Below are 22,374 nucleotides of genomic sequence, written 5' to 3' on the forward strand. Positions count from 1 at the left end.
CCGGGCGATCCGCTCGACTTCGAGCTGCAGGCCACCCTGCGCAACTACTACAAGAACCCGATGGCCACCGGCGAAGACCTGTTCTCGATGCAGGATGCGCGCAACCTGATCCGCTATGGCGGCATGCGCGCCGACCGCGACTGGCTGCAGTTCGACTGCGCCCTGAGCTACGGCCTGGTCGAGTACCTGCGCACGCTCGACATGCTGCGCGAGCACGGCTGGTCGCCGCGCCGCTGCATCCCGCACGGCGGCCACCAGATGTCGCTGAACATCGCGGCCGGCCTGGGCCTGGGCGGCAACGAATCCTATCCGGACCTGTTCCAGCCCTTCGGCGGCTTCCCGGACGGCGTCAGGGTCGACAACGGCTACATCACCATGCCGGACCTGCCGGGCATCGGCTTCGAGGGCAAGGCCGACCTGTACGCCGAGATGCAGAAGCTGTCCGCCTGAGTCGAATCGATTTGTGCCGACGCCGCCAGACCAAGCGTTGGCATGACGGGCCGCATCAACAGAAAACGTTTCGAAGGACAGGCTGCGCAACGACAGCCATTCAAGACAACCCACGCATACCGGCAGGCAGACCGGTGCAGGTGTCATGGCAATCCCGCTCTGTTCCCACCAATCCCGGCCTGTTGCCAGGGACACCTTCAAGGAGACAAAGGCATGAAGAGCACATTTTCGAAATCCATCGTCTGGCTTGCGCTGGCGGCAAGCTCGGCATCGTACGCGGCGGACTACCCGAACAAGACGATCACGATGGTCGTTCCATTTGCGGCCGGCGGACCCACCGATACCATCGCACGCCTGCTGGCCCAGGCGATGGGCGCCAATCTGAAGCAACAGGTCATTGTCGAGAATGTCGGTGGCGCGGGCGGCACCCTGGGTGCTGCACGCGTGGCGCGCTCCAGTCCTGACGGCTATACGATCTTCGTCCATCACGTCGGGCATGCCACGGCACCGAGTTTGTATCGCAAGCTCCCGTACAGCAGCATCGACAGTTTCGAACCGATTGGTTTGGCGACTGACGCAGCATCGACCCTCATTGCCCGGAAGGACTTCCCGGCGAAGGACATTGATGAACTGCTTGCTTACGTCAAAGCGAACAAGGAGAAAGTGACTCTTGCCAACGCGGGCCTCGGGGCAGCATCGCACCTATGCGGCATGCTCTTCATGAGCGCCGTCGGCACCGAGCTCACCACCGTGCCGTACAAAGGTACTGGACCCGCCATGAATGACCTGCTGGGAGGCCAGGTTGACCTGATGTGCGACCAGGCGACAAATACGATGAGCCACATCAAGAGCGGAAAGGTGAAGGCCTATGCCGTGACGTATAAGAACCCGGTAGCCAGCCTGCCGGGCCTCCCTCCGCTGGCAAGTGCCGGCTTGCCCGGATTCGAGCTGTCGGTCTGGCATGGCGTGTATGCACCGAAGAGTACCCCGAAGGAAGTGGTGAACAAGCTAAGCAGCGCATTGCAGTACGCTGTCAAGGACCCTACTGTCAAACAGCGTCTTTCAGAACTCAGCACTGAACCCGTGGCCGAGAACCGCGCGACTCCCGAAGCGCTTCGCGCGCATTTGAAGGCGGAAATCGATAAGTGGAGTCCCATCATCAAGAAATCCGGCAGTTACGCCGAGTGAAATACACCCCAAGGCGGCTTCAGCCGGGGAAGGCGGGCGAGGACTTCCTCTGCCTTGCCCCGGTGCGACTGCCTCCCTGGCAGTGAGCATACAGGTCGGAACCCCACTGAGCGTGGCAAGCCGGGCTGCGAACACCAGGGTCTCGTCGATCAGCGGGGGTTGCCACGCCCCCACGGGCAAGCCGGATTCGGCCTGCCTCCATGACAAGCGCTCAGTAATCCCAGATCACCGGCACATAACGGAAGGCGTCGCCGTCGACCGCCACCCGGCCGACGGACGGAAATGGCAGATGAGAGGCCACCAGCAGCCCGCCGTTCTCGGCCAGTTCCCGGAACAGACCGACCCGGACCCGGGCCGACTCCTCCGGGTCATGTTCGAAGCCGTTATGCCAGTCGGGATGGTCGAACGCGACCGGGAACATGGCGTCGCCGGCGAAGGTCAGCCGCTCCCCGCCCGATGCCAGGTCGACCACGCTGTGCCCCGGGGTGTGGCCGCCGGTGAGACGGACGACCACCCCTGGCGCCACCTCGTGCTTCTCCTGGAAGATCCGCAACTGGTCGCGGTACTCGTCCATGAAGCGCGTGGCGGTCGAGCGGAGCACGTCCGGCACCGGCGCCGGCATGTCCGTGTCGGAGAAATCGGGCTGGGCCCAGAACCTGACTTCGGCATCGGCCACGTGGATCTTCAGGTCCGGACGCAGCCGCTCCTTCAGCCCGTCGACGAGCAGCCCGCCAACGTGGTCCATGTGCATGTGGGTAATCACCACATCGGTCACGGACGCAAGGTCGATGCCGGCAGCCTCCAGTCGCGAGGGAAACTGCCCGGCGCGCGGAAAGCCCGGAAACTGCGATCCCAGCCCGGCGTCGACGAGGATGGTCCGGTCGCCGCTACGCACCACGAGCACGTTCAGCGGCCAATCGAAATTGTCATGTGGCAGGAACATGTGGTCCAGCCAGTTCGCCAGGTCGGCCGGATCGGCATTGGTGGCCATGGTCGCGGCCGGCAGCGGCAGCACGCCATCGCTGACCACCAGCACGTCGAGTTCGCCGACCTGCAGCGCGTAACGGGATGGAACCAGCTCTTCGGGGCCGCGGCCGGCGCGGGGCGAGGTGTAATCGAGGGCAAACATAGGTATTGAGATCTCCAAAGGGACGGCCCGATCGCCCGGGCCAGGCCAATCAGCCGACTGGCGGCAGCTTGCCGTTCAACCCCCGGGGTTGTCGGGCACGGAACACGGCACGAGGCCGCATGTCCGCATCGTAGAGAGGACGGGCACACGCCGGTAGAGCTCCAACCGGGCTCACAGTAGTGCATGAAAGGCACCAAACAAGCCCATGAGGGAGAAGCGCGTCGCCCGCGCCGCCGGATTCCCGAAGCCCGCGTTGTCATCCGCATATCGATATACGCCCAGCAACTCAGGCGGTTTCCGCATGAGCAAGCACGAAGAGATTCGTTCCCGCCGCGCCGACCCATCGTTACCATCCTCGCAACGTCATCACCTGTTATGACAGGCCCTACGAGACTTGCGAATGACACCTTTTCGAGCCCTTGAACAATCCGCCGTGCCCCTCTACTCCCAGCTGCGGGAGCGCCTGCGCGAACGGATCGCGGACGGCAGCTACCAGCAGGGAGCGCGCCTGCCTGCCGAAAGCGAGATCAGCGCGATCTTCGGCGTCAGCCGCATCACCGTGCGCCAGGCCCTCAACGACCTGCAGAAGGAAGGCGTCATCGTCAAGGCGCCGGGCAAGGGTTCGTTCGTCGCCAGGCGCACGCCGCGCCAGGACCTGAGCCGTCTGGAGGGCTTCGGCGAAGCCATGTCGCGCCAGGGCCACCGCATACTCAACCGGGTGCTGTCGCAACTGGAAGTGGGCGCCTCCCCCGCCGTGGCGGCCAGGCTGGACCTGGCGCCAGGCGCGCCGGTCACCGAAGTGCGCCGCGTGCGTACCCTCGACCGCGAGCCGGTGTCCTTCGAAGTATCCTACCTGCCGGCGGCCGTGGGCCGCCGCCTGCGCGACGAGAACCTGCTCGAGCGCGACATCTTCCTGATCCTGGAGGACGACTACGGCATCGCGCTGGGACATGCCGACATCCAGATCGGCGCCCTGGGCGCCGACCCGGCCATGGCGGCGGCCCTGGGCGTGGCGCCGGGCGCCGCACTGCTGCGCATCGAGCGCCTGACCTGGACCGCCGATGGCAAGCCGCTCGATTTCGAATACCTCTACGTGCGTGGCGACGCCTTCCAGTATGGACTGCGCCTGCCGCGTCATCCCTCTCCTTCCCAAGGAACCTGATATGGAAACACATGTGCGAATCGTCGACGTGCTGGTCATCGGCGGCGGCACCGCCGGCCCGATGGCCGCGGCCAAGGCCAAGGAGGCCAATCCCGGCCTGCGCGTGCTCTTGCTGGAAAAAGCCAACGTCAAGCGCAGCGGCGCGATCTCGATGGGCATGGATGGCCTGAACAACGCGGTCGTCCCCGGCTTCGCCACGCCCGAACAGTATGTGAAGGAGATCACGGTCGCGAATGACGGCATCGTCAACCAGAAGACGGTGATGGCCTATGCGCGGAACAGCTACGCGATGATCGAGGAGCTGGACAGCTGGGGCGTCAGGTTCGAGAAGGACGAGACCGGCGACTATGCGATGCGCAAGGTGCACCACATGGGCACCTATGTCCTGCCGATGCCGGACGGGCACGACATCAAGAAGGTGCTGTACCGCCGCCTGAAGCGCGCGCGCGTCGAGATCACCAACCGCCTGGTGGCGACGCGCCTGCTGACCGCCGCGGACGGGTCCATCGCCGGCGCCATGGCCTTCGATTGCCGCAGCGGCGACTTCCATGTGATCCGCGCCAGGAGCGTGGTACTGGCCACCGGCGCCGCCGGCCGTCTCGGCTTGCCGGCCTCGGGCTACCTGTTCGGCACCTACGAGAATCCGACCAATGCGGGCGACGGCTACAGCATGGCCTACCACGCCGGGGCCGAGCTGTCGGGCATCGAGTGCTTCCAGATCAACCCCCTGATCAAGGACTACAACGGCCCCGCCTGCGCCTACGTCACGGGCCCGTTCGGCGGCCATACCACCAATGGCAAGGGCGAGCGTTTCATCGAATGCGACTACTGGAGCGGGCAGATGATGCAGGAGTTCTACAACGAACTTCAGGGCGGCAACGGACCGGTATTCCTGAAGATGAACCACCTGGCCGAGGAAACCATCCGGATCATCGAGACCATCCTGCACACCAACGAGCGGCCCAGCCGCGGGCGCTTCCACGAAGGCCGGGGCACCGACTACCGCGAACAGATGGTCGAGATGCACATCTCCGAGATCGGCCTGTGCAGCGGCCACTCCGCTTCCGGCGTGTGGGTCGACGAACACGCCCGCACCACGGTGCCCGGCCTGCACGCCGCCGGCGACCTGGCCTGCGTACCGCACAACTACATGCTGGGCGCCTTCGTGTACGGACGCCTGGCGGGCGAGAGCGCGGCGCGCTTCTGCGCCGAACACGACCTGCCGGAACTCGACGAGGCCCAGGTCGGGCGCGAGCGCGCCCGGGTGTGGGCGCCGCTGGCGCGCGAGGACGGCCTGCCGCCCAACCAGGTCGAATACAAGCTGCGCCGCATGGTCAACGATTACCTGCAGCCGCCCAAGGTCACGCGCAAGATGGAAATCGGCCTGCAGCGCTTCGAGTCCATCCGCGCCGACCTGGACCGCATCCAGGCGCGCAACCCGCACGAACTGATGCGCGCCATGGAAGTGCATGCGATCCGCGACTGCGCGGAGATGGCGGCGCGCGCCTCGCTGTACCGCACCGAGAGCCGCTGGGGCCTGTACCACAACCGCGTGGACTACCCGCAGCGCAACGACGCCGACTGGTTCGTGCACGTGCAGCTGAAGAAGGAAGGCGACCGCATGACCTGCTTCAAGCGCCCGATCGAACCCTACATCGTCCCGCTCGACGACAACGAAAGAGACGCCTACCGCCACCTGCGCGTGCAGCAGGCCGCGCCGCAGCCGCCGCAGCCGATCGCCGCCTGAAGGAGAACACCATGCCGACCACGATCAACATCACCAGCGTTCCCGTCACCGTGGACGAGGACAAGTGCATCGCGCACAAGGGCTGCACCGTCTGCGTCGACGTGTGCCCGCTCGACGTCCTCGCCATCGACCTGAGCAAGGGCAAGGCCTACATGAAATTCGACGAGTGCTGGTACTGCATGCCGTGCGAGAAGGACTGCCCGACCGGCGCCGTCCATGTCGATATTCCCTACCTGCTGCGCTGAGCGTGGCCCAAGCATCGTCCATCACCAGGAGAGAAACGTGAAACTGCACCACAATCTGATTGGCCTGTCGCTTCTGCTCGCATTCGGCAGCTCCCATGCCGCCGAGACCATCCGGGTCGCCATCGGCACCCAGGACACGACCATCAACTGCGCCACCGGCGGCCTCCTGATCCGCGAACTCGGGCTGCTGGAAAAATTCCTGCCGCGCGAGGGCAAGTACAAGGACGTCAAGTACGACATCCAGTGGAAGAACTTCACCTCGGGCGCGCCGCTCACCAACGAGATGGTGGCGGGCAAGCTGGACATCGGTGCGATGGCCGACTTCCCCGGCTCCTTCAACGGCGCGGCGCATGCCAAGGCGGGCAAGAAGAGCATCTTCATCAACGTCCTGTCGGGCAGCACCACGGGCTCCGGCAACGGCATCGTGGTGCCGAAGGTGTCGAACGTGCAGTCGCTGGCCGAACTCAAGGGCAAGACCATCTCGGTGCCCTTCGCCTCCACCGCCCACGGCATGCTGCTGCGCGCGGTGAAGGCCCAGGGCTGGGATCCCGAGCGCGACGTCAACATCACGACCCAGGCGCCGGAAGTGGCCGGCTCCGCGCTGCAAGGCAACAAGGTGGAGGCGCACGCCGACTTCGTGCCGTTCGCCGAACTGTTCCCGCACCGCGGCTACGCCCGCAAGATCTTCGACGGCTCGCAGGCCAAGGCGCCGACCCTGCACGGCAGCCTGGTCGACGCCGCCTACGCAAGCAGGTATCCGGAGGTGGTGGTGGCCTACCAGCGCGCCGCGCTCGAAGCCGACCGCCTGATCGCGGCCGAACCCGAGAAGTACAGTGAGCTGATCGCCAGGGTGACCGGCATCGAGGCCGAAGTCAATTACCTGTTCCACGGCCCGCTCGGACTGCAGACCCGCGACTTCAGCTGGAAGCCGGAGTACCGCCAGGCCGTGAAGACCTCGATCGAGACCCTGCGCCTGCTCAAGCGCACCGACAGCGACATCGATGCCGACAGCTTCGTCAACGACAGCTACATCCGCGCCGCCTACAAGCAGGCCGGCCTGGACTACGACGGCCAGCTGAAGAACTATGCCAAGCTGCCGCTCAAGGCCAAGGACGCCGTCACCGGCAAGCCGATCGCCGACTTCCGCCGCCTGACCCAGATCTGGATCCAGGGCGAGCCGCTGGTGCGCCACTATGCCAGCGCCGGCGCCGCCTTCGCCGAACTGCGCAAGCTGGAGAAGTCGGGCAAGAAGGTGCGCACCGTCTACGCCCACGACCAGGACTCCGGACTCAAGCTGCTCGCCGGCGACGCCTGGTTCGTCGTCAACGGCAAGGAGATCAGCGCCTTCCTGCTCAAGGCCGACGCCGACGCCTACGCCAGCAGGACCAAGGGCAAGGTCGTCGACTACGACACCCTGAAGTCCGGCCAGTCGGCCTGACCCCAAGCACAGGAGCCGTCAATGGAAGCGATCACTTCCGCCTGGACCGATCCCGCTACCCTGCGCAAGCTGGGGCGCCTGCTGCTGCGCATCCTGTCGGTCGCCGCCTGCATCGCGGCCTGGCAATGGGCCTCGTCGCGGCACCTGAACCTGGGGGTGGTCACCTTCCAGAACGTGCCCTCCCCGCGCGACGTGTTCGACGCCGCGAGCGCGCTGGTGGAGTCGCCGAAGCTGGAGCAGCACCTGAAGGCCAGCGTCTACCGCGTGTTCGCCGGTTTCGCCGGCGCCATGGTGGCGGGCATCGCCCTGGGCCTGGTCATCGGCCGCTCGCGGCTGCTGGAAGACGTGCTGCTGCCGCCGCTCGAGGTGCTGCGCCCGATCCCGGCGGTGGCCTGGATCCCGCTGGCGATCCTGATGTTTCCCTCGTCGGAAATGTCGATGGTCTACATCACCTTCATCGGCGCCCTGTTCCCGATCCTGCTCAACACGATCCACGGCGTCGAAGGGGTGGACCCGCGCCTGGTCGCGTCCTCGCGCAGCCTGGGGGCCGGACGCTGGACCATCTTCACCGAGGTGATCCTGCCGGCGGCGGCGCCGAACATCGTCACCGGCCTGTCGATCGGCATGGGAACCGCCTGGTTCTGTCTGGTGACCGCGGAGATGATCTCGGGCCAGTACGGCATCGGCTACTACACCTGGGCCTCGTACACCATCCAGAACTATCCGGAGATCGTGGTCGGCATGCTGTTCATCGGCGTGATCGGGATGGGCAGCAGCGTCCTGGTGAAGAAGATCGGCAACCTGTTCCTGCCGTGGTATCTCATGCAAAGGAAGAAGTCATGAACCAGCTCTCCCCGCTGGAAAGCGAACTGCTGGCGCAAGCCAGCGCCGCGACCGGCCGTATCGAGATCGACAATCTCACCATCCGCCTGGGCGAAGGCCGCCAGGCCTTCGACGCGGTGCAGGAGGTCTCGCTGTCGATCGCCCCCGGCGAATTCGTCTGCGTGCTGGGCCCGTCCGGCTGCGGCAAGTCCACCCTGCTGGGCGCCCTGGCCGGCCACTGGCGGCCGAGCCAGGGCGCGATCCGCGTCGACGGCGACCCGGTGGCCGGACCGCACCCGGACCGCGGCCTGGTGTTTCAGCAGCACACCCTGTTCCCCTGGAAGAAAGTGCTCGACAACGTGGCCTTCGGCCTGAAGATGAAAGGCATCCAGCGCCAGGAGCGCCGCGACAGCGCGCGCGAGCTGCTCGATCTGGTGGGCCTGGCGGGCTTCGAGGACCGCTATCCGATCCAGCTGTCGGGCGGCATGCAGCAGCGCGTCGAGATCGCACGGGTGCTAATCAACCAGCCGCGAGTGATGCTGATGGACGAGCCCTTCGGCGCGCTCGACGCCCAGACGCGCCTGAAGATGCAGGAACTGCTGCTGGAGGTCTGGGCGCGGGTGAAAACCACGGTCGTCTTCATCACCCACGACATCGACGAGGCGCTGTTCCTCGCCGACCGCATCCTGGTGATGAGTCCACGGCCGGGCCGCATCATCGAGGAGCTGCGCCTCGACTTCGCCCGGCCGCGCCATCCCGACCTGGTGACCTCGCCCGAATTCATGCGGCTCAAGCGCCACTGCCTGCAACTGCTGCACCCGCAGGCCAGGATCGTTCCGCTCGAGCGCCTGAGCCCCCTGGGCCCGCAGGCCGCCGCCCATGCCAACCATAACGTGTAAGGATGTATCCCGTGACTGTCGAACTCCATGAAGACCCCGAAATCGCCGCGCTGGCGCCCCGCCTGCAGGACGACGACGCCACCGTGCGCCGGATCGCCGTGCTCGACCTGGCCGACCTCGATGGCGATGCCCATGTGCCGCTCCTGATCGCCGCGCTCGAGGACACGGCGGCGCCGGTGCGCGCCGAGGCCGCGCGCGCCCTGCAGGCTTTCGAGGCGCCGCTCGCCGTCGCTGGCCTGGCGCGCCTGCTGTCGGACCTGGATGAGGAAGTGCGCACCGCGGCGGCCCAGAGCCTGTCCGAGCTCAAGCAGCAGGAATCGGCCGCCCACCTGGTGTCGTACATCGGCAGCAGCGACAGCTTCGTGCGCGCGGCGGCGCTGCGCGGCGTGCGCGAGCTGCGCGTGCCTGCCAGCTTCGCGCCGGCCCTCGACGCCTTGCAGGACAAGGAGGCCCAGGTAAGGCGCGAGGCGGTCGCCGTCCTCGGCTACCTCAAGCAGCCGGATGCCGTGCCCGCGCTGACGCGCGTCGCCGAATCCGATCCTTCGCTCGAAGTGCGCCGCGCCGCCGCCGGCGCCCTGGGCTTCGCCGACGGCGCCGCCGTCCTGCCGGCCCTGCTGGCCGCGCTCGCGGACGACGCCTGGCAGGTGCGCGAGGAAGCCGCGACCACGCTCGGCAAGCTGCGCCTGCAGGACGCCGCGCCCGCCTTGATCGCCGCCCTGGCCGACCCCTACTGGCAGGTCAGGCTGCGCGCCGCGCGCAGCCTTGGCCGGCTGCGCTGCCGGGACGCGCTGCCCGAGCTGCTCGCCGCGCTGGGTCACGCCATCAGCAACCTACGCAAGGAAGCGGCGCTGGCGCTGGGCGAGATCGGCTCGCCCCTGGCGCTCGACGCGCTGCAGCAGGCGTCCGGCGACCCCGATCCCGAGGTGCGCAAGTCGGTGCGCCTGGCGATCCAGCAGATCGGGGCGGCGGCATGACCGCCCTGCCCGACGCCATCGAGAACCGCGCGCTGCAGGGCGTGCTGGCCTTGTCCTGGGCGGACGGCAGTTCGGCCAGCTGGACCCATGCGGCGCTGCGCGCGGCCTGTCCGTGTGCGGAATGCCGCGCACGGCGGCGCGCCGGGCTGGCCGTCGAGGCCGATGACGGGGTGCGCATTGCCGCCATCGAGCCGGTGGGCGCCTATGCGTTGAATCTCGGCTTCACGGACGGGCACAGGCGGGGCATCTTTCCGTTCGAGATGCTGGGTGAAGCGGGCCGGGAGATGCTTCACGCTGATGCGGCCTGGTCCCGCACATAGGGCGGATGGACGCCGGCACCGGCTTGCAGCTGCCTGCGCCTGGACGTCGGCCCTCGTGCCCCTCATGGCGAAGCGGCGGACACGGTGCGGAACCCGACGTGGACCGCGCCGAGCCGGGTATCGTGCGGATGGCGCGCCGCGGCCCGGTAGCGCACGCAGAAGTCGCTGGCGCACAGGAAGGACCCACCCTTGATCAGCCCCTCCTCGCCCGAGAGCGCCGCCGGCGCCCCGCTGCCGTGCGGCTGGTGACTGCCGTGCCACGGGTCGGACGTCCACTCCCACGCATTGCCGATCATGTCGTACAGGCCGAACCCGTTGGCCGCGAAGCAGCCAACCGGCGCCCGGTCGGGGTAGCCGTCCTCGCGTGAATTCATGTAAGGGAACAGTCCCTGCCAGAAGTTCGCGCTCGGCCGGCCTTGCCGGTCGCGCGGACCGCGTTCGATCCGTTCGCCCTGGCCGCCGGCCTTGGCCGCATGCTCCCACTGCGCCTCAGTGGGCAGGCTGCGGCCCAGCCACTGAGCGTAGGCGTAGGCATCGGCACGTGTCAGTTGCACCACCGGCTGGTTTTCCCGGCCCTGCAGCGTACTGCCAGGCCCTTCCGGATGGCGCCAGTCGGCGCCACGCACCGCGTGCCACCAGCTGCCGTAGGCTGCCTCTTCTCCCCGTTCGGCCAGCGGCGCGCGAAACACGGCGCCACTGCCGTTGCGTTCGCCCTCGGTCACATAGCCGGTGGCGCGCACGAACGCATCGAACTGGGCGTTCGTCACTTCAGTGCGATCGATCCAGAACGGCGCGGTCGTCACTTCGCGCAGCGGCTGCTCTTCGGGGTAGCCGTCGACAGCACCCAGCACGAACCTGCCGCCCGGCAGGCGCAGCATGCCGGCATGGGGATCGCGCCCCCAGCCGGGGGGCAGGCCGGAATAGGCGGCGCATGCGGCGCCGTTCCCCAGCGCGATCCCGGGCGGCGCATTCGCCGTGGCTGGCGTGGCCCGCAACGTCCAGGCAGCCAGTCCGGCGCCGGCGGCGAACAGGATCGCCGCGCCCATGGCGGGCCTGCTCATGGCGCCGGAGGACGGCCGCTGGCCAGCGGCAGCCATACCACGCCGGCGCGCTTCGCCCAGGCATCGTAGTCCTGGTTCAGCCGGGCCGCAATCTCCGGCTGCTCGGCGATCAGGTTGCGGGTCTCGCCGCGGTCGCTGCGCAGGTCGTACAGGGCCCAGCTGTTGTCGCCGAATGGCGGCTGCACCGATACCATCTTCCACCCGTCGCGAATCACATAGCGTCCGCCGAACAGCTCGTCGGCCAGCACCTGGCCGGTGCGGACGTCGGCGCTCCCCTTCCCTTCCAGCCGCGCCAGCAGCGACAGGCCGGTAATCGGATTGACGGCCTTCCCCTGGTAACTGGCTCCGGGGTCAGGGATGCCGGCCGCCGCCAGGAAGGTCGGCAGCAGGTCCTTGACATGGGTCAGGTCGTTCAGGGCCGAGCGGCCTGCCGCCTGGCCGGGCAGGCGCACGATCATTGGCGCGCTCACGCCGCCTTCCGTCGAGAATGCCTTCCACAAGCGGAACGGCGTCGCGCTGACCTCGGCCCAGCGCTCGCCATACGTCACGTTGGACAAGGGCCGGCCGATATTGGCGAGCGAGTTGTCGACGTTGGCATTGCTGGGGAACTGATTGGCTGCGCCTTCGGCGCCATTGTCGGAGGTGAAGACAATCAGCGTGTTGTCGTAGGCGCCGATCTGCTTCAGGTGCTGGATCAGGCGGCCGATGTTACGGTCAAGGTTTTCCACCATCGCCGCGTACACCTCCATCTTGCGTGCTTCGGTTGCGCGCTGCGTCGCCGTCAGGCTGTCCCAACGCGGGCGGCCGGTCACGCCATCGAGGCCAGGATTGGCGTTGAAGTCGGCGGGCAACAGGCCCAGCGCCTTCTGCCTGGCGAGGCGCCGCGCCCGCACCACTTCATAGCCCTCGTCATACTTGCCTGCGTATTTGGCAATGTCGGCGTCGGGCGCCTGCAGCGGCCAGTGCGGGGCCGTGTACGCGGCATACGCGAAGAACGGCTTGCCATCGGCCTTGTTGCTGTCAATGTAGGCAATCAGCTTGTCGGTATAGGTCGTCGTGGAATAGAAATCCAGCGCCAGGGTGGCCGGCTTGTCGTCCTCCAGGTGGACCGAGAAAAGATCTGCAACCGTCGGACGGCCCGGCACCGGGGCGAAATGCGAGCCCCCTCCCTGCAGCTGGACGAACGAGCGTTCAAACCCCTTGGCGTTGGGGTAGGAAGCCGGCCGGTACACCCACGGCGTGCCGCCGCTCGCCAGCGGCGCGGCGCTCGGCATGCTGGCGAGATGCCATTTTCCCGCCATATAGGTGTGGTAGCCGGCGTCGCGCAGCAGCTGCGCCATCGACAGTGAGCGGTCATTCAGGTAGCCCTCATAGCCGTCCGGCAGCGTATCGAAATTGTAAGTATTCGCGGCTCCGTAGGGAGCGACGCCGTTGGCCACCAGCGTCGCGACCGTTTCGGCCATCGAACCGAGTCCGGCGCGGTGATGGTCGGTACCCGACATCAGCATCGCGCGCGTCGGCGAGCAGGTCGAGCCGGTGTGGTAGTTGGTGAGCAGGCGCCCGGAAGCGGCCAGCGCGTCCAGGTTGGGGGTGCTGATTTCACTGCCGTAGGCGCCGATGTCGGAATAGCCGAGATCGTCGGCCAGGATCATCAGGATATTCGGGCGCGCGGCAGGCGGCGTGCTGCCTGCGCCGCAGCCGACCAGGCCCAAACCGATGATGCAACCCGTTGCCAGGACTGCCGAAGTCTTCCAGTGCATGCGTGTCTCCGTTATTATTTGGAAACCCGATCATCGACACAAGCGCGGTGAGCGGCTATTGTCACTTGGTACAATAGCGGCCCGGCTCCCGCTGTCGTACCCTTAGCTGAGTCGCCCCCGGTACGCCGCCACCACGCCATGACTTTCCTGTCCCGCCAACTCGCATGCCGCCTGCTGCTGATCGCCCTGTGCTGCAGCGCGCGCCTGGGCAGTTGCGCGGCGCCGCCCAAGGTGCTGCTGCTGATGCCTGGCGGCGCCACGGCGCCCTGGTCGCTGCAGCTTGGAGAGGCGCTACGTGGCGAACTGCTGCGCGAGCACGCCGACGCCGAACTCCATCTCGAGGTGCTGCAGCAGCAGTTGCCGGGTGGCGCGGGCGCGCCGCTGCCACGCGGGCTCACCGACAAGTACGCCGGGCTTGCGTATGACGCGATCGTCCCGCTGGTCCCCGATCAGCTGCCGCTCGCGCTCGCCCTGCGCGACCGCTTGTGGCCGCTGGCGACAGTGGTCGCGCCAGCGCTCGATCCGGCATACGCTGCCAGGCTGGCACGGGTTCCACGCATGACCGGCTTGCTGAAACACGACGTTGTTGCGCGCAACCTGGCGCTGATGTTCGCCTTGTTGCCAACAACGCGACATATCGGGGTCATCAGCGCCGGCCTTGACCAGGACCCGATACGGCCGGACTGGCGCGCGGCATTGCAGCCATGGCTGCGGAGTGCCGAGCTGATCGACCTGAGCGGCCTGGAGCCGGAGGTTCTTTTGCGGCGCGTGCAGCAACTACCGCCCGGCACGGCACTCTACTTCGCCGCGCCCACGACGGCCCACAACTCGGCCGTGATGACCCCCTACGACCTGGTGCGCGCCCTGGCGCCGGTGGCGCAGGTGCCCATCTTCGTCGACGGTGGCACCCTGGTCGGAGCCGGCGCCATCGGCGGCTGGGTCGTGTCGCCGGCGAGCTATGCACGCGACGTCGCCTCGCAGTTGAACCGGCTGCTGGCCGGGGTTCCACCCGAGCGGATCGGATTCGAACCGCACAGCGCCCCACGCCTGCAGTTCGACTGGCGCGCACTGCAGCGCGCCGGGGTCGACAGCACTGCCCTGCCGGCCGGCAGCGAGTTGCTGTTCCAGCCGCCCGGGCTGTGGGAGGCGTACCGGGGCATGGTGCTGGCCACCGCGCTGGTGCTGGCGATCCAGAGCATCCTGATCGGCACCCTGCTGCTCGAGCGGCGGCGCCGCAAAAGCGCCGAGCGGCAGACCCGCCAGCACCTTGGCGAACTGGCACGGCTGGACCGGATCGGCGCCGTCGGCGCACTGTCGGCCGCCCTGGCGCACGAAATCAACCAGCCGCTCGGCGCCATCCTCAGCAACGCCGAGACCGCCGAGCTGCTGCTGGAGGCGCCCCACCCTTCACACAACGAATTGCGCGAGCTGATCGCCGCCATCCGCGCGGACAACCAGCGCGCCGCGGCGGTGCTGGTCCGGCTGCGCGCCTGGATCGCCAACAACGCCGGCCAGTCCCAGCGGCTGGCGCTCAACCCGCTGCTGCACGAGGTGGCGCGCATCCTGCGGGTGGAAGTGCAGATGCGCGACGCCGAGCTGCAACTGCACTTGAGCGACGCGGTACCCGAGGTCGTGGCCGACGGCGTCCAGATCCAGCAGGTCACGCTGAACCTGGTACTGAACGCGTTCGACGCATTGCAGCAGATGGCGCCGGGACAGCGCAGGGTCAGCATCCGTAGTTCCCGCAACGCCGCCGGCGGGGCCGACGTGTGCGTCGCCGACAGCGGGCCTGGCCTCGCGGGAATTGCGCCCGAACGCCTGTTCGAGCCGTTCTTCAGCACCAAGCCGGACGGCCTGGGGGTCGGCCTGTCGATCAGCCGCAGCATCCTGGAGCGCCACGGCGGCACGCTGCAGGTGGAACAGCCGGCCGGAGGCGGCGCGCTATTTCGCTTCAGCCTGCCAAGTGCCGAGGCGGCCGCCGCATGACGCCGGTGCTACACCTGGTCGACGACGACCTGGGTTTTCGCAGCGCGCTGGCGCGCCTGCTGCGTGCGCTCGGGCATACGGTCCAGGAATACGATAGCGCCCAGGCCTTCCTCGCGGTCCCCGCCCCCGCGCCCGGATGCCTGCTGCTCGATGTGCACATGCCTGGCCTGTCCGGGCTGGACCTGCAGGCGCGCCTGGCGGCGCATGGCAACCGGCTGCCGGTGATCTTCATCACCGGACAGGGCGACATCCCGATGAGCGTGCGGGCGATCAAGGCCGGCGCGGAGGATTTCCTGACCAAGCCGGTGGGCCGCGTGGCCCTGGGCGAGGCGATCGCACGCGCGCTGGCGCGGGCGGCCCAATCCGAAGCCGAGGCGACGGCGCGCCAGGCGCGCGAGCAGCAGCTGGCTCGGCTGAGCTGTCGGGAGCGGGAGGTGGCGCTGCTGCTCGCCAAGGGCTGCCTGAACAAACAGGTCGCGGCGGCGCTTGGCACCACCGAGCGCACCGTCAAGGCGCACCGCAGCCGGATCATGGAAAAGCTGGGGATACGCTCGGCCGTGGAGCTGGCGCGCCTGCTCGATCAAGCCTGAGCACCGCTGGCTCCCGGCGACCAGCTGCTGGCCTGCGTGCCGCGTCTACGCCGCTATGCGCGCGCCCTGGTCGGCGACCGCGCGGCCGCCGACGACCTGGTGCAGGACACCGTCGAACGCGGCTGGGCGCGGCTGGGATCGTGGCGGCACGGCAGCGACATGCGCGGCTGGCTGTTCTCGATCATGCACAACCTGCGCGTCGACCAGGGCCGTCGCCGCGCCGTGCCGACCGAGCCGCTCGACGACGAGACGCCCCTGCCGGCCGCTCCGGAACGCGCCACCATCAGCCTCGAACTGCGCGACATGGACGCCGCTCTGCGCCAGCTGCCCGAGGAGCAGCGCGAGATCCTGCTGCTGGTCGTTCTCGAGGAAATGAGTTACGAGGATCTGGCGCAGGCGCTGCGCATTCCGGTCGGGACCGTGATGTCGCGCCTGTCGCGCGCCCGCGAGAAGCTGCGCGCCTTGATGGAAGGCCGCTCCCCTGCCGTTTCCCTGAAAGTCGTGAAATGATGCCCTTGCCCTTGCCCGTGACCGAAGCCGACCTGCATGCCTATGTCGACGGCCGACTGCCGCCGGCCCGGGCTGCCGAGGTCGACGCCTACCTCGCCGCGCATCCGGAAGATGCGGCGCGCGTGCAGGCCCACATCACCCAGAACGCCGCGCTGCGCGCCATGTTCGATCCGGTGCTCGACGAACCGGTCCCGCCGCGCCTGGCCACGCGCCCGCCGCGGCGGCGATGGCTCGGTCTCGCCGCAGGGATGGCGATCGCCATCGTCAGCGGCGCCGCCGGCTGGGGCCTGCGCGGCGCATCCGGCGACGACATGGGGTTGGCGTCCGGTGGAGGCCAATCCGCCTATCCGGCGCCGGCAGTTGCCGGACTGGCGCGCCGGGCCGCGGTCGCCCACGTGGTCTACAGCCCGGACGTGCGCCGTCCGGTCGAGATCGGCGCCGACCAGGAAGACCAGCTCGTGGCATGGCTGTCGAACCGCCTCGGCAGCAGGATCCGTCCGCCGCACCTGGGCAAGGTCGGCTATGAACTGATCGGAGGACGCCTGCTGCCCGGCGCCAGCGGTCCGGTGGCCCAGTTCATGTACCACGATGGCGCCGGCCAGCGCCTGACCTTGTACGTGTCCAGCGAACAGGCACATAACAAGGACACCGGCTTTCGCTTCGCCAGGGAGGGCCCGGTCAACGTGTTCTACTGGATCGACGGCCAGTTCGGCTACGCGCTGTCGGCCGGCGCCGACAGGAACGAGCTGGCCCGCGTGGCCGGCGCGGTCCATGAACAGCTGGACGCTAGGGTGCAAGTCAAGGAAAGGTAGTCCAACATGACAAAGGAGGCCAGCATGACGAATATCTTCCCGCCGCCGCACCCGGCGCGCCGCCGCTTCCTGCGCCATGCAGGCGCGCTCGGCGCCGCGGGCTTCCTCGGCAACCCGGTCCTGGGCGCGTTCGCCGCCGAATCCGGCCACGTGGCGCTTCCTTTCGCCAACGGAGAGCGCGACCTGGTCGCCTATCCGCAAAAGCGTCACCTGATCCTGCTGACGGCGCGCCCGCCCCAAGATGAACGGCGCCGACCTGCCGGTCCTCAACGGCTACCCCTTGCGCCTCGTGGTGCCGGGTCATTACGGCACCTACTGGGTCAAGCACCTGTCGGAGATCGTCGTCACCGACAAGGCGTTCGACGGCTTCTGGATGAGCAGCGCCTACCGTATTCCGGCCAATGCCTGCGCCTGTAGCGAGCCAGGCAAGCCCCCGGCGAGGACCGTGCCGATCGGCCGCTTCAACGTGCGCTCCTTCATCACCAGCCTCGCCGACGGCGCCCACGTCCCGCACGGGCGCAAGACCGTGGTGCGCGGCATCGCCTTCGACGGCGGCCATGGTATCAACGAGGTCGCGTTTTCCGCCGACGGCGGCAGGACCTGGCGGGCCGCCCGGCTCGGCAAGGACCTGGTTCGCTATTCGTTCCGCGCGTGGAGCGCAAGCTTCACGCCGTCGCGCAAGGGCGAGCACGCGCTCATGGTGCGCGCCACCAACCGTATCGGCCAGGGCCAGCCTGCCAGCGCCCTGTGGAATCCCCCGGGCTACATGCGCAACGTGGTCGAATCCGTGCGCATGGTGGTGGCATGAGGAGGCTGGCCATGACATTCCGCCTGAGCTACCTGTTGCTGCTCGCCGGCGCCAGCATCGCCGTGCCGGCCCTCGGCGTCGACATCGACCTGCCGCCCGAGACGGCCACCTTCAAGCCGAGTCCCTTGCCGGGCTATGCGCTGGTGCAGCAACACTGCATGAGCTGCCACTCGGTGCATTACGTCCAGACCCAGCCGCCGACCTCGCTGCGCAGCTATTGGGAGGCGGCCGTGAAGAAGATGAAAAAGCCCTTCGGCGCCCAGTTTCCGGACGACGATATCCCGGCCATGGTCGACTACCTCACCAGGGTGTACGGCGCCGAACGCGCGGGCGCCACGCCGGTGGCTGCGGCGCATCCACCGGCCGCCAAGGAGTCCGCCACTGTACAGCCGCCTCTCCCGGCGCGACCACATCGTGCCGGTCATGCGCGATGACCATGCGCTGGCGCAGCGCGGCCGGGTGTCGTTCGCTGAAACGCCGGGATTCGACCACGTCGGCCTGCCCGCCTGCATTTTCCACACGAATGCCGGATTCCCCTCCCTGCCCCGTCAAGCCGGCGCTGCTCTCCGGCTTGACGGCACCGCGTTTAGAACTGATTCATGGTGTTGTGTTTCCCGGAAGCCTTCAGCGCCGCCTCGCCGCTGAAGTATTCCTTGTGGTCGTCGCCCAGGTCCGATCCCGACATGTTCTGGTGCTTGACGCAGGCGATGCCCTGGCGGATTTCCTTGCGCTGCACCCCGGCCACGTAGCCCAGCATGCCCTGCTCGCCGAAGTATTCCCTGGCCAGGTTGTCCGTCGACAGCGCGGCGGTATGGTAGGTCGGCAGCGTGATCAGGTGATGGAAGATGCCCGCTTCGCGCGCGGCGTCCGCCTGGAAGGTGCGGATCCGCTCGTCGGCCTCGCGCGCCAGTGCCGACTCGTCGTATTCCGCGTTCATCAGCTGGCTGCGTTCGTAGGCCGAGACGTCCTGGCCGCTTTCCTTCATGCTGTCGTACACCTGCTGGCGGAAGTTCAGGGTCCAGTTGAACGACGGGCTGTTGTTGTACACCAGCTTGGCGTTCGGAATGACCTTGCGGATTTCCTTCACCATGCCGCCGATCTGCGCGATGTGCGGCTTCTCGGTTTCGATCCACAGCAGGTCGGCGCCATTCTGCAGCGAAGTGATGCAGTCGAGGACGCAACGCGCCTCGCCGGTCCCTTCGCGGAACTGGAACAGGTTGCTGGCCAGGCGCTTCGGACGCAGCAGCTTGCCGTCGCGCTTGATGATCACGTCGCCGTTCGCCAGTGCATCGGTCGACACCTCTTCCGCGTCGAGGAAGCTGTTGTACTGGTCGCCCAGGTCGCCGGGTTCGCGGGTGTAGGCGATCTGCTTGGTCAGGCCGGCGCCCAGCGAGTCGGTGCGCGCCACGATGAGCCCATCGTCCACGCCCAGTTCGAGGAAGGCGTAGCGCACGGCCCGGATCTTGGCCAGGAAGTCCTCGTGCGGCACGGTGACCTTGCCGTCCTGGTGGCCGCACTGCTTCTCGTCCGACACCTGGTTCTCGATCTGGATGCAGCAGGCGCCCGCTTCGATCATCTGCTTGGCCATCAGGTAGGTTGCCTCGGCGTTGCCGAAGCCGGCGTCGATGTCGGCGATGATCGGCACCACGTGGGTGACGAAGTTGTCGATCTTGTCCTGGATCGCCGCGCGCGCCTCGCCTTCCGCGGCATCGAGCTGGCGGAACAGGCCGCCCAGCTCGCGCGCATCGGCCTGGCGCAGGAAGGTGTACAGCTCCTTGATCAGGGCTGCCACCGCGGTCTTCTCATGCATCGACTGGTCCGGCAGCGGGCCGAATTCCGAGCGCAGCGCGGCAATCATCCAGCCCGACAGGTACAGGTAGCGGCGATCGGTATTGTTGAAGTGCTTCTTGATGGAGATCATCTTCTGCTGGCCGATGAAGCCGTGCCAGCAGCCCAGCGACTGGGTGTACTTGGACGGATCGGCGTCGTAGTTCGCCATGTCGCGGCGCATGATGCCCGCCGTGTAGCGGGCGATATCGAGTCCGGTCTGGAAACGGTTCTGCGCGCGCATGCGGGCTGCGGATTCGGCATTGATGGCATCCCACCCGCTGCCCTGCTGTTGTTTCAGGCTGGTGATGGACTGGATATCGTTCTGGTATTGGGACATGATGACACTCCATGAAAAGTGAATCGAAACCGGTTGCGTTCGCCGCCGCGCGCCGTATGAAGCGAATTGCGATCGCATGAGTCCATCATACGGCAGGACACGCCGGCATGTCTTCTGTCTTATATAAGACATAGATCATAATTTTATCTTTAAAATTCAGTAACTTGGCTTCTTCATCTCGCGATGTGGAAAGACATTCTGCTCACTGAGATATGTTGGTAGCGCCTGACTGCGTCGCATTTCACGATGTGAAGTGAAATGCAGCCTGGCGAAATCCCGTTTACATGTTGGGATAATTCGGCCCGCCCCCGCCTTCCGGCGTCACCCACACGATGTTCTGGCCCGGATCCTTGATGTCGCAGGTCTTGCAGTGCAGGCAGTTCTGGGCATTGATCTGCAGGCGATCCTGGCCGCCGTCGTTCTTCACGAATTCGTAGACCCCGGCCGGACAGTAGCGCTGTTCCGGTCCCGCGAACTGCGACAGGTTGACGTCGATCGGCAACGCCGGGTTCCGCAGCGTCAGGTGCACAGGCTGGTCTTCCGCATGGTTCGTGTTCGAGAGGAACACCGACGACAGCTTGTCGAAGGTCAGCCTGCCGTCCGGCTTCGGATAGGCGATCGGCTTGCATTGCGACGCCGGCTTCAGGCATGCGTGATCGGCCCGGCTGCGGCGCAAGGTCCACGGCGCCTTGCCGCGCAGGACGATCTGGTCGATGCCCGTCATGATGCTGCCGACGACCAGGCCCTTGTTCAGGTACTGCTTGACGTTGCGGGCCACATGCAGCTCTTCGTGCAGCCACGACTGCCCGAAGGCGCGGGGATAGGCCCCCAGCTCGTCATGCCGGCGCTTCTCCATCAGCGCCTCCACCAGCGCATCGGCCGCCAGCATGCCGGACTTGATCGCCGCATGGCTGCCCTTGATGCGGCTCATGTTCAGGAAGCCGGCGTCGCAGCCGATCAGGGCGCCGCCCGGGAACACCAGCTTCGGCAGCGACTGCAGGCCGCCGGCCGTGATGGCGCGCGCGCCGTACGAGATGCGCTTGCCGCCCTCGAAGAAGCCGCGGATCGCCGGGTGGGTCTTGTAGCGCTGGAATTCGTCGTAGGGCGACAGGTAGGGGTTCTCGTAGTTCAGGCCCACGACGTAGCCGACCACGACCTGGTTGTTCTCCAGGTGGTAGAGGAAGGAGCCGCCATAGGTGGAGCGGTCCAGCGGCCAGCCGGTCGTGTGGATGACGAGGCCGGCCTGGTGCTGCGCCGGATCGACCTCCCACAGTTCCTTGATGCCGATGCCGTAGGCCTGCGGGTCCTTGCCCTTGTCCAGGTCGTACCTCGCGATCAGCTGCTTGCCCAGGTGGCCGCGCGCGCCTTCCGCGAACAGCATGTATTTGCCGTGCAGTTCCATGCCGGGCTGGAAGTCCGGGCCCGGCTCGCCATCGCGCCCGACGCCCATGTCGCCGGTGGCCACGCCCTTGACCGAGCCATCCTCGTTGTACAGGATCTCGGCGGCGGCAAAGCCCGGGAAGATCTCCACGCCCAGGCTTTCCGCCTGCTGGCCCAGCCAGCGCACGACGTTACCCAGCGAGATCACGTAGTTGCCATGGTTCCCGAAGCACTTCGGCAGCATGAAGTTCGGGGTCCTGTACGCCCTGGTCGCGCTCAGGAACAGCACCCGGTCTTCCGTGACGGGCGTGTTCAGCGGCGCGCCCCGCTCCTTCCAGTCCGGCAGCAGCTCGGTCAGCGCGCGCGGGTCCATCACCGCGCCGGACACGATGTGCGCCCCCAGTTCGGCGCCCTTTTCCAGCACCAGCACGGAGATCTCCCGCCCCTTTTCCAACGCCAGCTGCTTGATGCGGATCGCCGCCGCCAGGCCGGCCGGACCGCCACCGACGATGACCACGTCGTACTCCATTGCTTCGCGTATGACTTGCATTTCGCTATTCATCTCATTCCATGGTTGGTGTTCACAACGCTGCCGGCCGTCCAAACGCGACCTTGCGCCCGGCACGGACTGCGCTTTGCATCGGCAGGTGCCATAGCCTCGCCTTGATGCAGGCGATGCAGCGCGGCGTCAGGCCGTCGCGGCTCGAGCGCATCGGTTCGAAGAATTCATGGTCGGCGGGCCAGAACTCACCGCATACCCGGCAACGCTTTTCGTTGCCCAGTTCGGTGACCATTTTCATGGGGGCGTAGTACGACATCGGCTCTCTCCTCGGATACCGGATCAGACAGGAGGAAGTCTATGACGCAGCCGGCCGTCGGGCCATCGCTGTTTTCGGAATGCGGGGTACCAGTTTCGTGAACGATAG

The 22,374-nt window shown here is 67.2% G+C and carries 21 protein-coding genes and 2 pseudogenes; 17 read left to right on the forward strand and 6 right to left on the reverse strand.

The annotated features are described in order from the left end of the window. The coding region (locus H162_RS0124280) for an enolase C-terminal domain-like protein (RefSeq protein WP_020656090.1) at window positions 1-450 on the forward strand (450 nt) is incomplete at its 5' end. A gap of 213 nt (window positions 451-663) precedes the next feature. Beyond that, window positions 664-1,638, forward strand: coding sequence for a tripartite tricarboxylate transporter substrate binding protein BugD (locus tag H162_RS0124285; protein WP_020656091.1), 975 nt, complete (start codon window positions 664-666; stop codon window positions 1,636-1,638). 211 nt (window positions 1,639-1,849) lie between these two features. Here H162_RS0124285 and H162_RS0124290 read toward each other — a convergent pair whose 3' ends face one another. Then, on the reverse strand, window positions 1,850-2,767 hold the full coding sequence (locus H162_RS0124290; protein ID WP_020656092.1) for an MBL fold metallo-hydrolase: 918 nt from the start codon (window positions 2,765-2,767) through the stop codon (window positions 1,850-1,852). Window positions 2,768-3,167: 400 nt separating this feature from the next. Here H162_RS0124290 and H162_RS0124295 point away from each other — a divergent pair, with 400 nt between their 5' ends. From H162_RS0124295 to H162_RS31810, 8 genes are read left to right on the forward strand one after another with little or no spacing between them, the layout of a single operon-like run. Further along, window positions 3,168-3,929, forward strand: coding sequence for a GntR family transcriptional regulator (locus H162_RS0124295; RefSeq protein WP_026355039.1), 762 nt, complete (start codon window positions 3,168-3,170; stop codon window positions 3,927-3,929). Window position 3,930: 1 nt separating this feature from the next. After that, window positions 3,931-5,676 (forward strand): fumarate reductase/succinate dehydrogenase flavoprotein subunit, encoded by a 1,746-nt coding sequence (locus H162_RS0124300; RefSeq protein ID WP_026355040.1) that lies wholly within the window; start codon window positions 3,931-3,933, stop codon window positions 5,674-5,676. A gap of 11 nt (window positions 5,677-5,687) precedes the next feature. Beyond that, window positions 5,688-5,921 carry a 4Fe-4S dicluster domain-containing protein gene (locus H162_RS0124305; protein WP_020656095.1) on the forward strand — a complete coding sequence of 78 codons (234 nt, stop codon included), beginning with the start codon at window positions 5,688-5,690 and terminating at the stop codon, window positions 5,919-5,921. A 37-nt stretch (window positions 5,922-5,958) separates the two neighbouring features. Continuing rightward, a complete protein-coding gene (locus tag H162_RS0124310) occupies window positions 5,959-7,359 on the forward strand; it encodes an ABC transporter substrate-binding protein (RefSeq protein ID WP_020656096.1) in 1,401 nt (466 codons plus the stop codon). A 21-nt stretch (window positions 7,360-7,380) separates the two neighbouring features. Next, on the forward strand, window positions 7,381-8,202 hold the full coding sequence (locus H162_RS0124315; protein WP_020656097.1) for an ABC transporter permease: 822 nt from the start codon (window positions 7,381-7,383) through the stop codon (window positions 8,200-8,202). Then, window positions 8,199-9,080 (forward strand): ABC transporter ATP-binding protein, encoded by an 882-nt coding sequence (locus H162_RS0124320; RefSeq protein WP_020656098.1) that lies wholly within the window; start codon window positions 8,199-8,201, stop codon window positions 9,078-9,080. The genes H162_RS0124315 and H162_RS0124320 overlap by 4 nt, the downstream gene beginning before the upstream one ends. Before the next feature lie 2 nt (window positions 9,081-9,082). Beyond that, entirely contained in the window at window positions 9,083-10,054 is a 972-nt protein-coding gene (locus H162_RS0124325; protein ID WP_020656099.1) for a HEAT repeat domain-containing protein, read from the forward strand. After that, entirely contained in the window at window positions 10,051-10,374 is a 324-nt protein-coding gene (locus H162_RS31810; protein ID WP_020656100.1) for a DUF971 domain-containing protein, read from the forward strand. The genes H162_RS0124325 and H162_RS31810 overlap by 4 nt, the downstream gene beginning before the upstream one ends. Before the next feature lie 62 nt (window positions 10,375-10,436). Here H162_RS31810 and H162_RS0124335 read toward each other — a convergent pair whose 3' ends face one another. Both H162_RS0124335 and H162_RS31815 read right to left on the reverse strand, forming a co-directional pair. Then, window positions 10,437-11,420, reverse strand: a complete 984-nt coding sequence (locus H162_RS0124335; RefSeq protein ID WP_020656101.1) for a formylglycine-generating enzyme family protein — start codon at window positions 11,418-11,420, stop codon at window positions 10,437-10,439. Window positions 11,421-11,431: 11 nt separating this feature from the next. Then, complete coding sequence (locus H162_RS31815; RefSeq protein ID WP_020656102.1) at window positions 11,432-13,195, reverse strand: arylsulfatase; 1,764 nt, start codon at window positions 13,193-13,195, stop codon at window positions 11,432-11,434. 138 nt (window positions 13,196-13,333) lie between these two features. Here H162_RS31815 and H162_RS32870 point away from each other — a divergent pair, with 138 nt between their 5' ends. From H162_RS32870 to sorB, 7 genes and pseudogenes are all read left to right on the forward strand, one after another. After that, window positions 13,334-15,181: an ATP-binding protein gene (locus H162_RS32870; protein WP_020656103.1), complete on the forward strand. Its 1,848-nt coding sequence runs from the start codon at window positions 13,334-13,336 to the stop codon at window positions 15,179-15,181. Continuing rightward, window positions 15,178-15,771: a response regulator transcription factor gene (locus H162_RS0124350; RefSeq protein ID WP_020656104.1), complete on the forward strand. Its 594-nt coding sequence runs from the start codon at window positions 15,178-15,180 to the stop codon at window positions 15,769-15,771. Before H162_RS32870 ends, H162_RS0124350 begins: the two co-directional genes overlap by 4 nt. Window positions 15,772-15,807: 36 nt before the next feature. Then, entirely contained in the window at window positions 15,808-16,281 is a 474-nt protein-coding gene (locus H162_RS0124355) for an RNA polymerase sigma factor (RefSeq protein WP_020656105.1), read from the forward strand. Beyond that, window positions 16,278-17,093: an anti-sigma factor family protein gene (locus tag H162_RS0124360; protein WP_020656106.1), complete on the forward strand. Its 816-nt coding sequence runs from the start codon at window positions 16,278-16,280 to the stop codon at window positions 17,091-17,093. The genes H162_RS0124355 and H162_RS0124360 overlap by 4 nt, the downstream gene beginning before the upstream one ends. Before the next feature lie 24 nt (window positions 17,094-17,117). Further along, window positions 17,118-17,189: pseudogene (locus H162_RS35785) on the forward strand (hypothetical protein); the annotation flags it as partial. A 145-nt stretch (window positions 17,190-17,334) separates the two neighbouring features. Next, window positions 17,335-17,901, forward strand: a pseudogene (locus H162_RS31825) (molybdopterin-dependent oxidoreductase); the annotation flags it as partial. Between the two features lie 11 nt (window positions 17,902-17,912). After that, window positions 17,913-18,335 (forward strand): SorB family sulfite dehydrogenase c-type cytochrome subunit, encoded by a 423-nt coding sequence (sorB, locus tag H162_RS31830; protein ID WP_020656108.1) that lies wholly within the window; start codon window positions 17,913-17,915, stop codon window positions 18,333-18,335. Between the two features lie 152 nt (window positions 18,336-18,487). Here sorB and H162_RS0124375 read toward each other — a convergent pair whose 3' ends face one another. The 3 genes from H162_RS0124375 to H162_RS31835 form a co-directional block, all read right to left on the reverse strand. Beyond that, complete coding sequence (locus H162_RS0124375; protein WP_020656109.1) at window positions 18,488-20,068, reverse strand: isocitrate lyase; 1,581 nt, start codon at window positions 20,066-20,068, stop codon at window positions 18,488-18,490. A 280-nt stretch (window positions 20,069-20,348) separates the two neighbouring features. Continuing rightward, complete coding sequence (locus H162_RS0124380) at window positions 20,349-21,977, reverse strand: electron transfer flavoprotein-ubiquinone oxidoreductase (protein WP_020656110.1); 1,629 nt, start codon at window positions 21,975-21,977, stop codon at window positions 20,349-20,351. A gap of 52 nt (window positions 21,978-22,029) precedes the next feature. Continuing rightward, complete coding sequence (locus H162_RS31835; RefSeq protein WP_020656111.1) at window positions 22,030-22,266, reverse strand: hypothetical protein; 237 nt, start codon at window positions 22,264-22,266, stop codon at window positions 22,030-22,032. Between the last annotated feature and the right edge of the window lie 108 nt (window positions 22,267-22,374).

It is taken from the genome of Massilia niastensis DSM 21313, from assembly GCF_000382345.1.
In the GTDB taxonomy this organism is placed as follows: domain Bacteria; phylum Pseudomonadota; class Gammaproteobacteria; order Burkholderiales; family Burkholderiaceae_D; genus Telluria; species Telluria niastensis.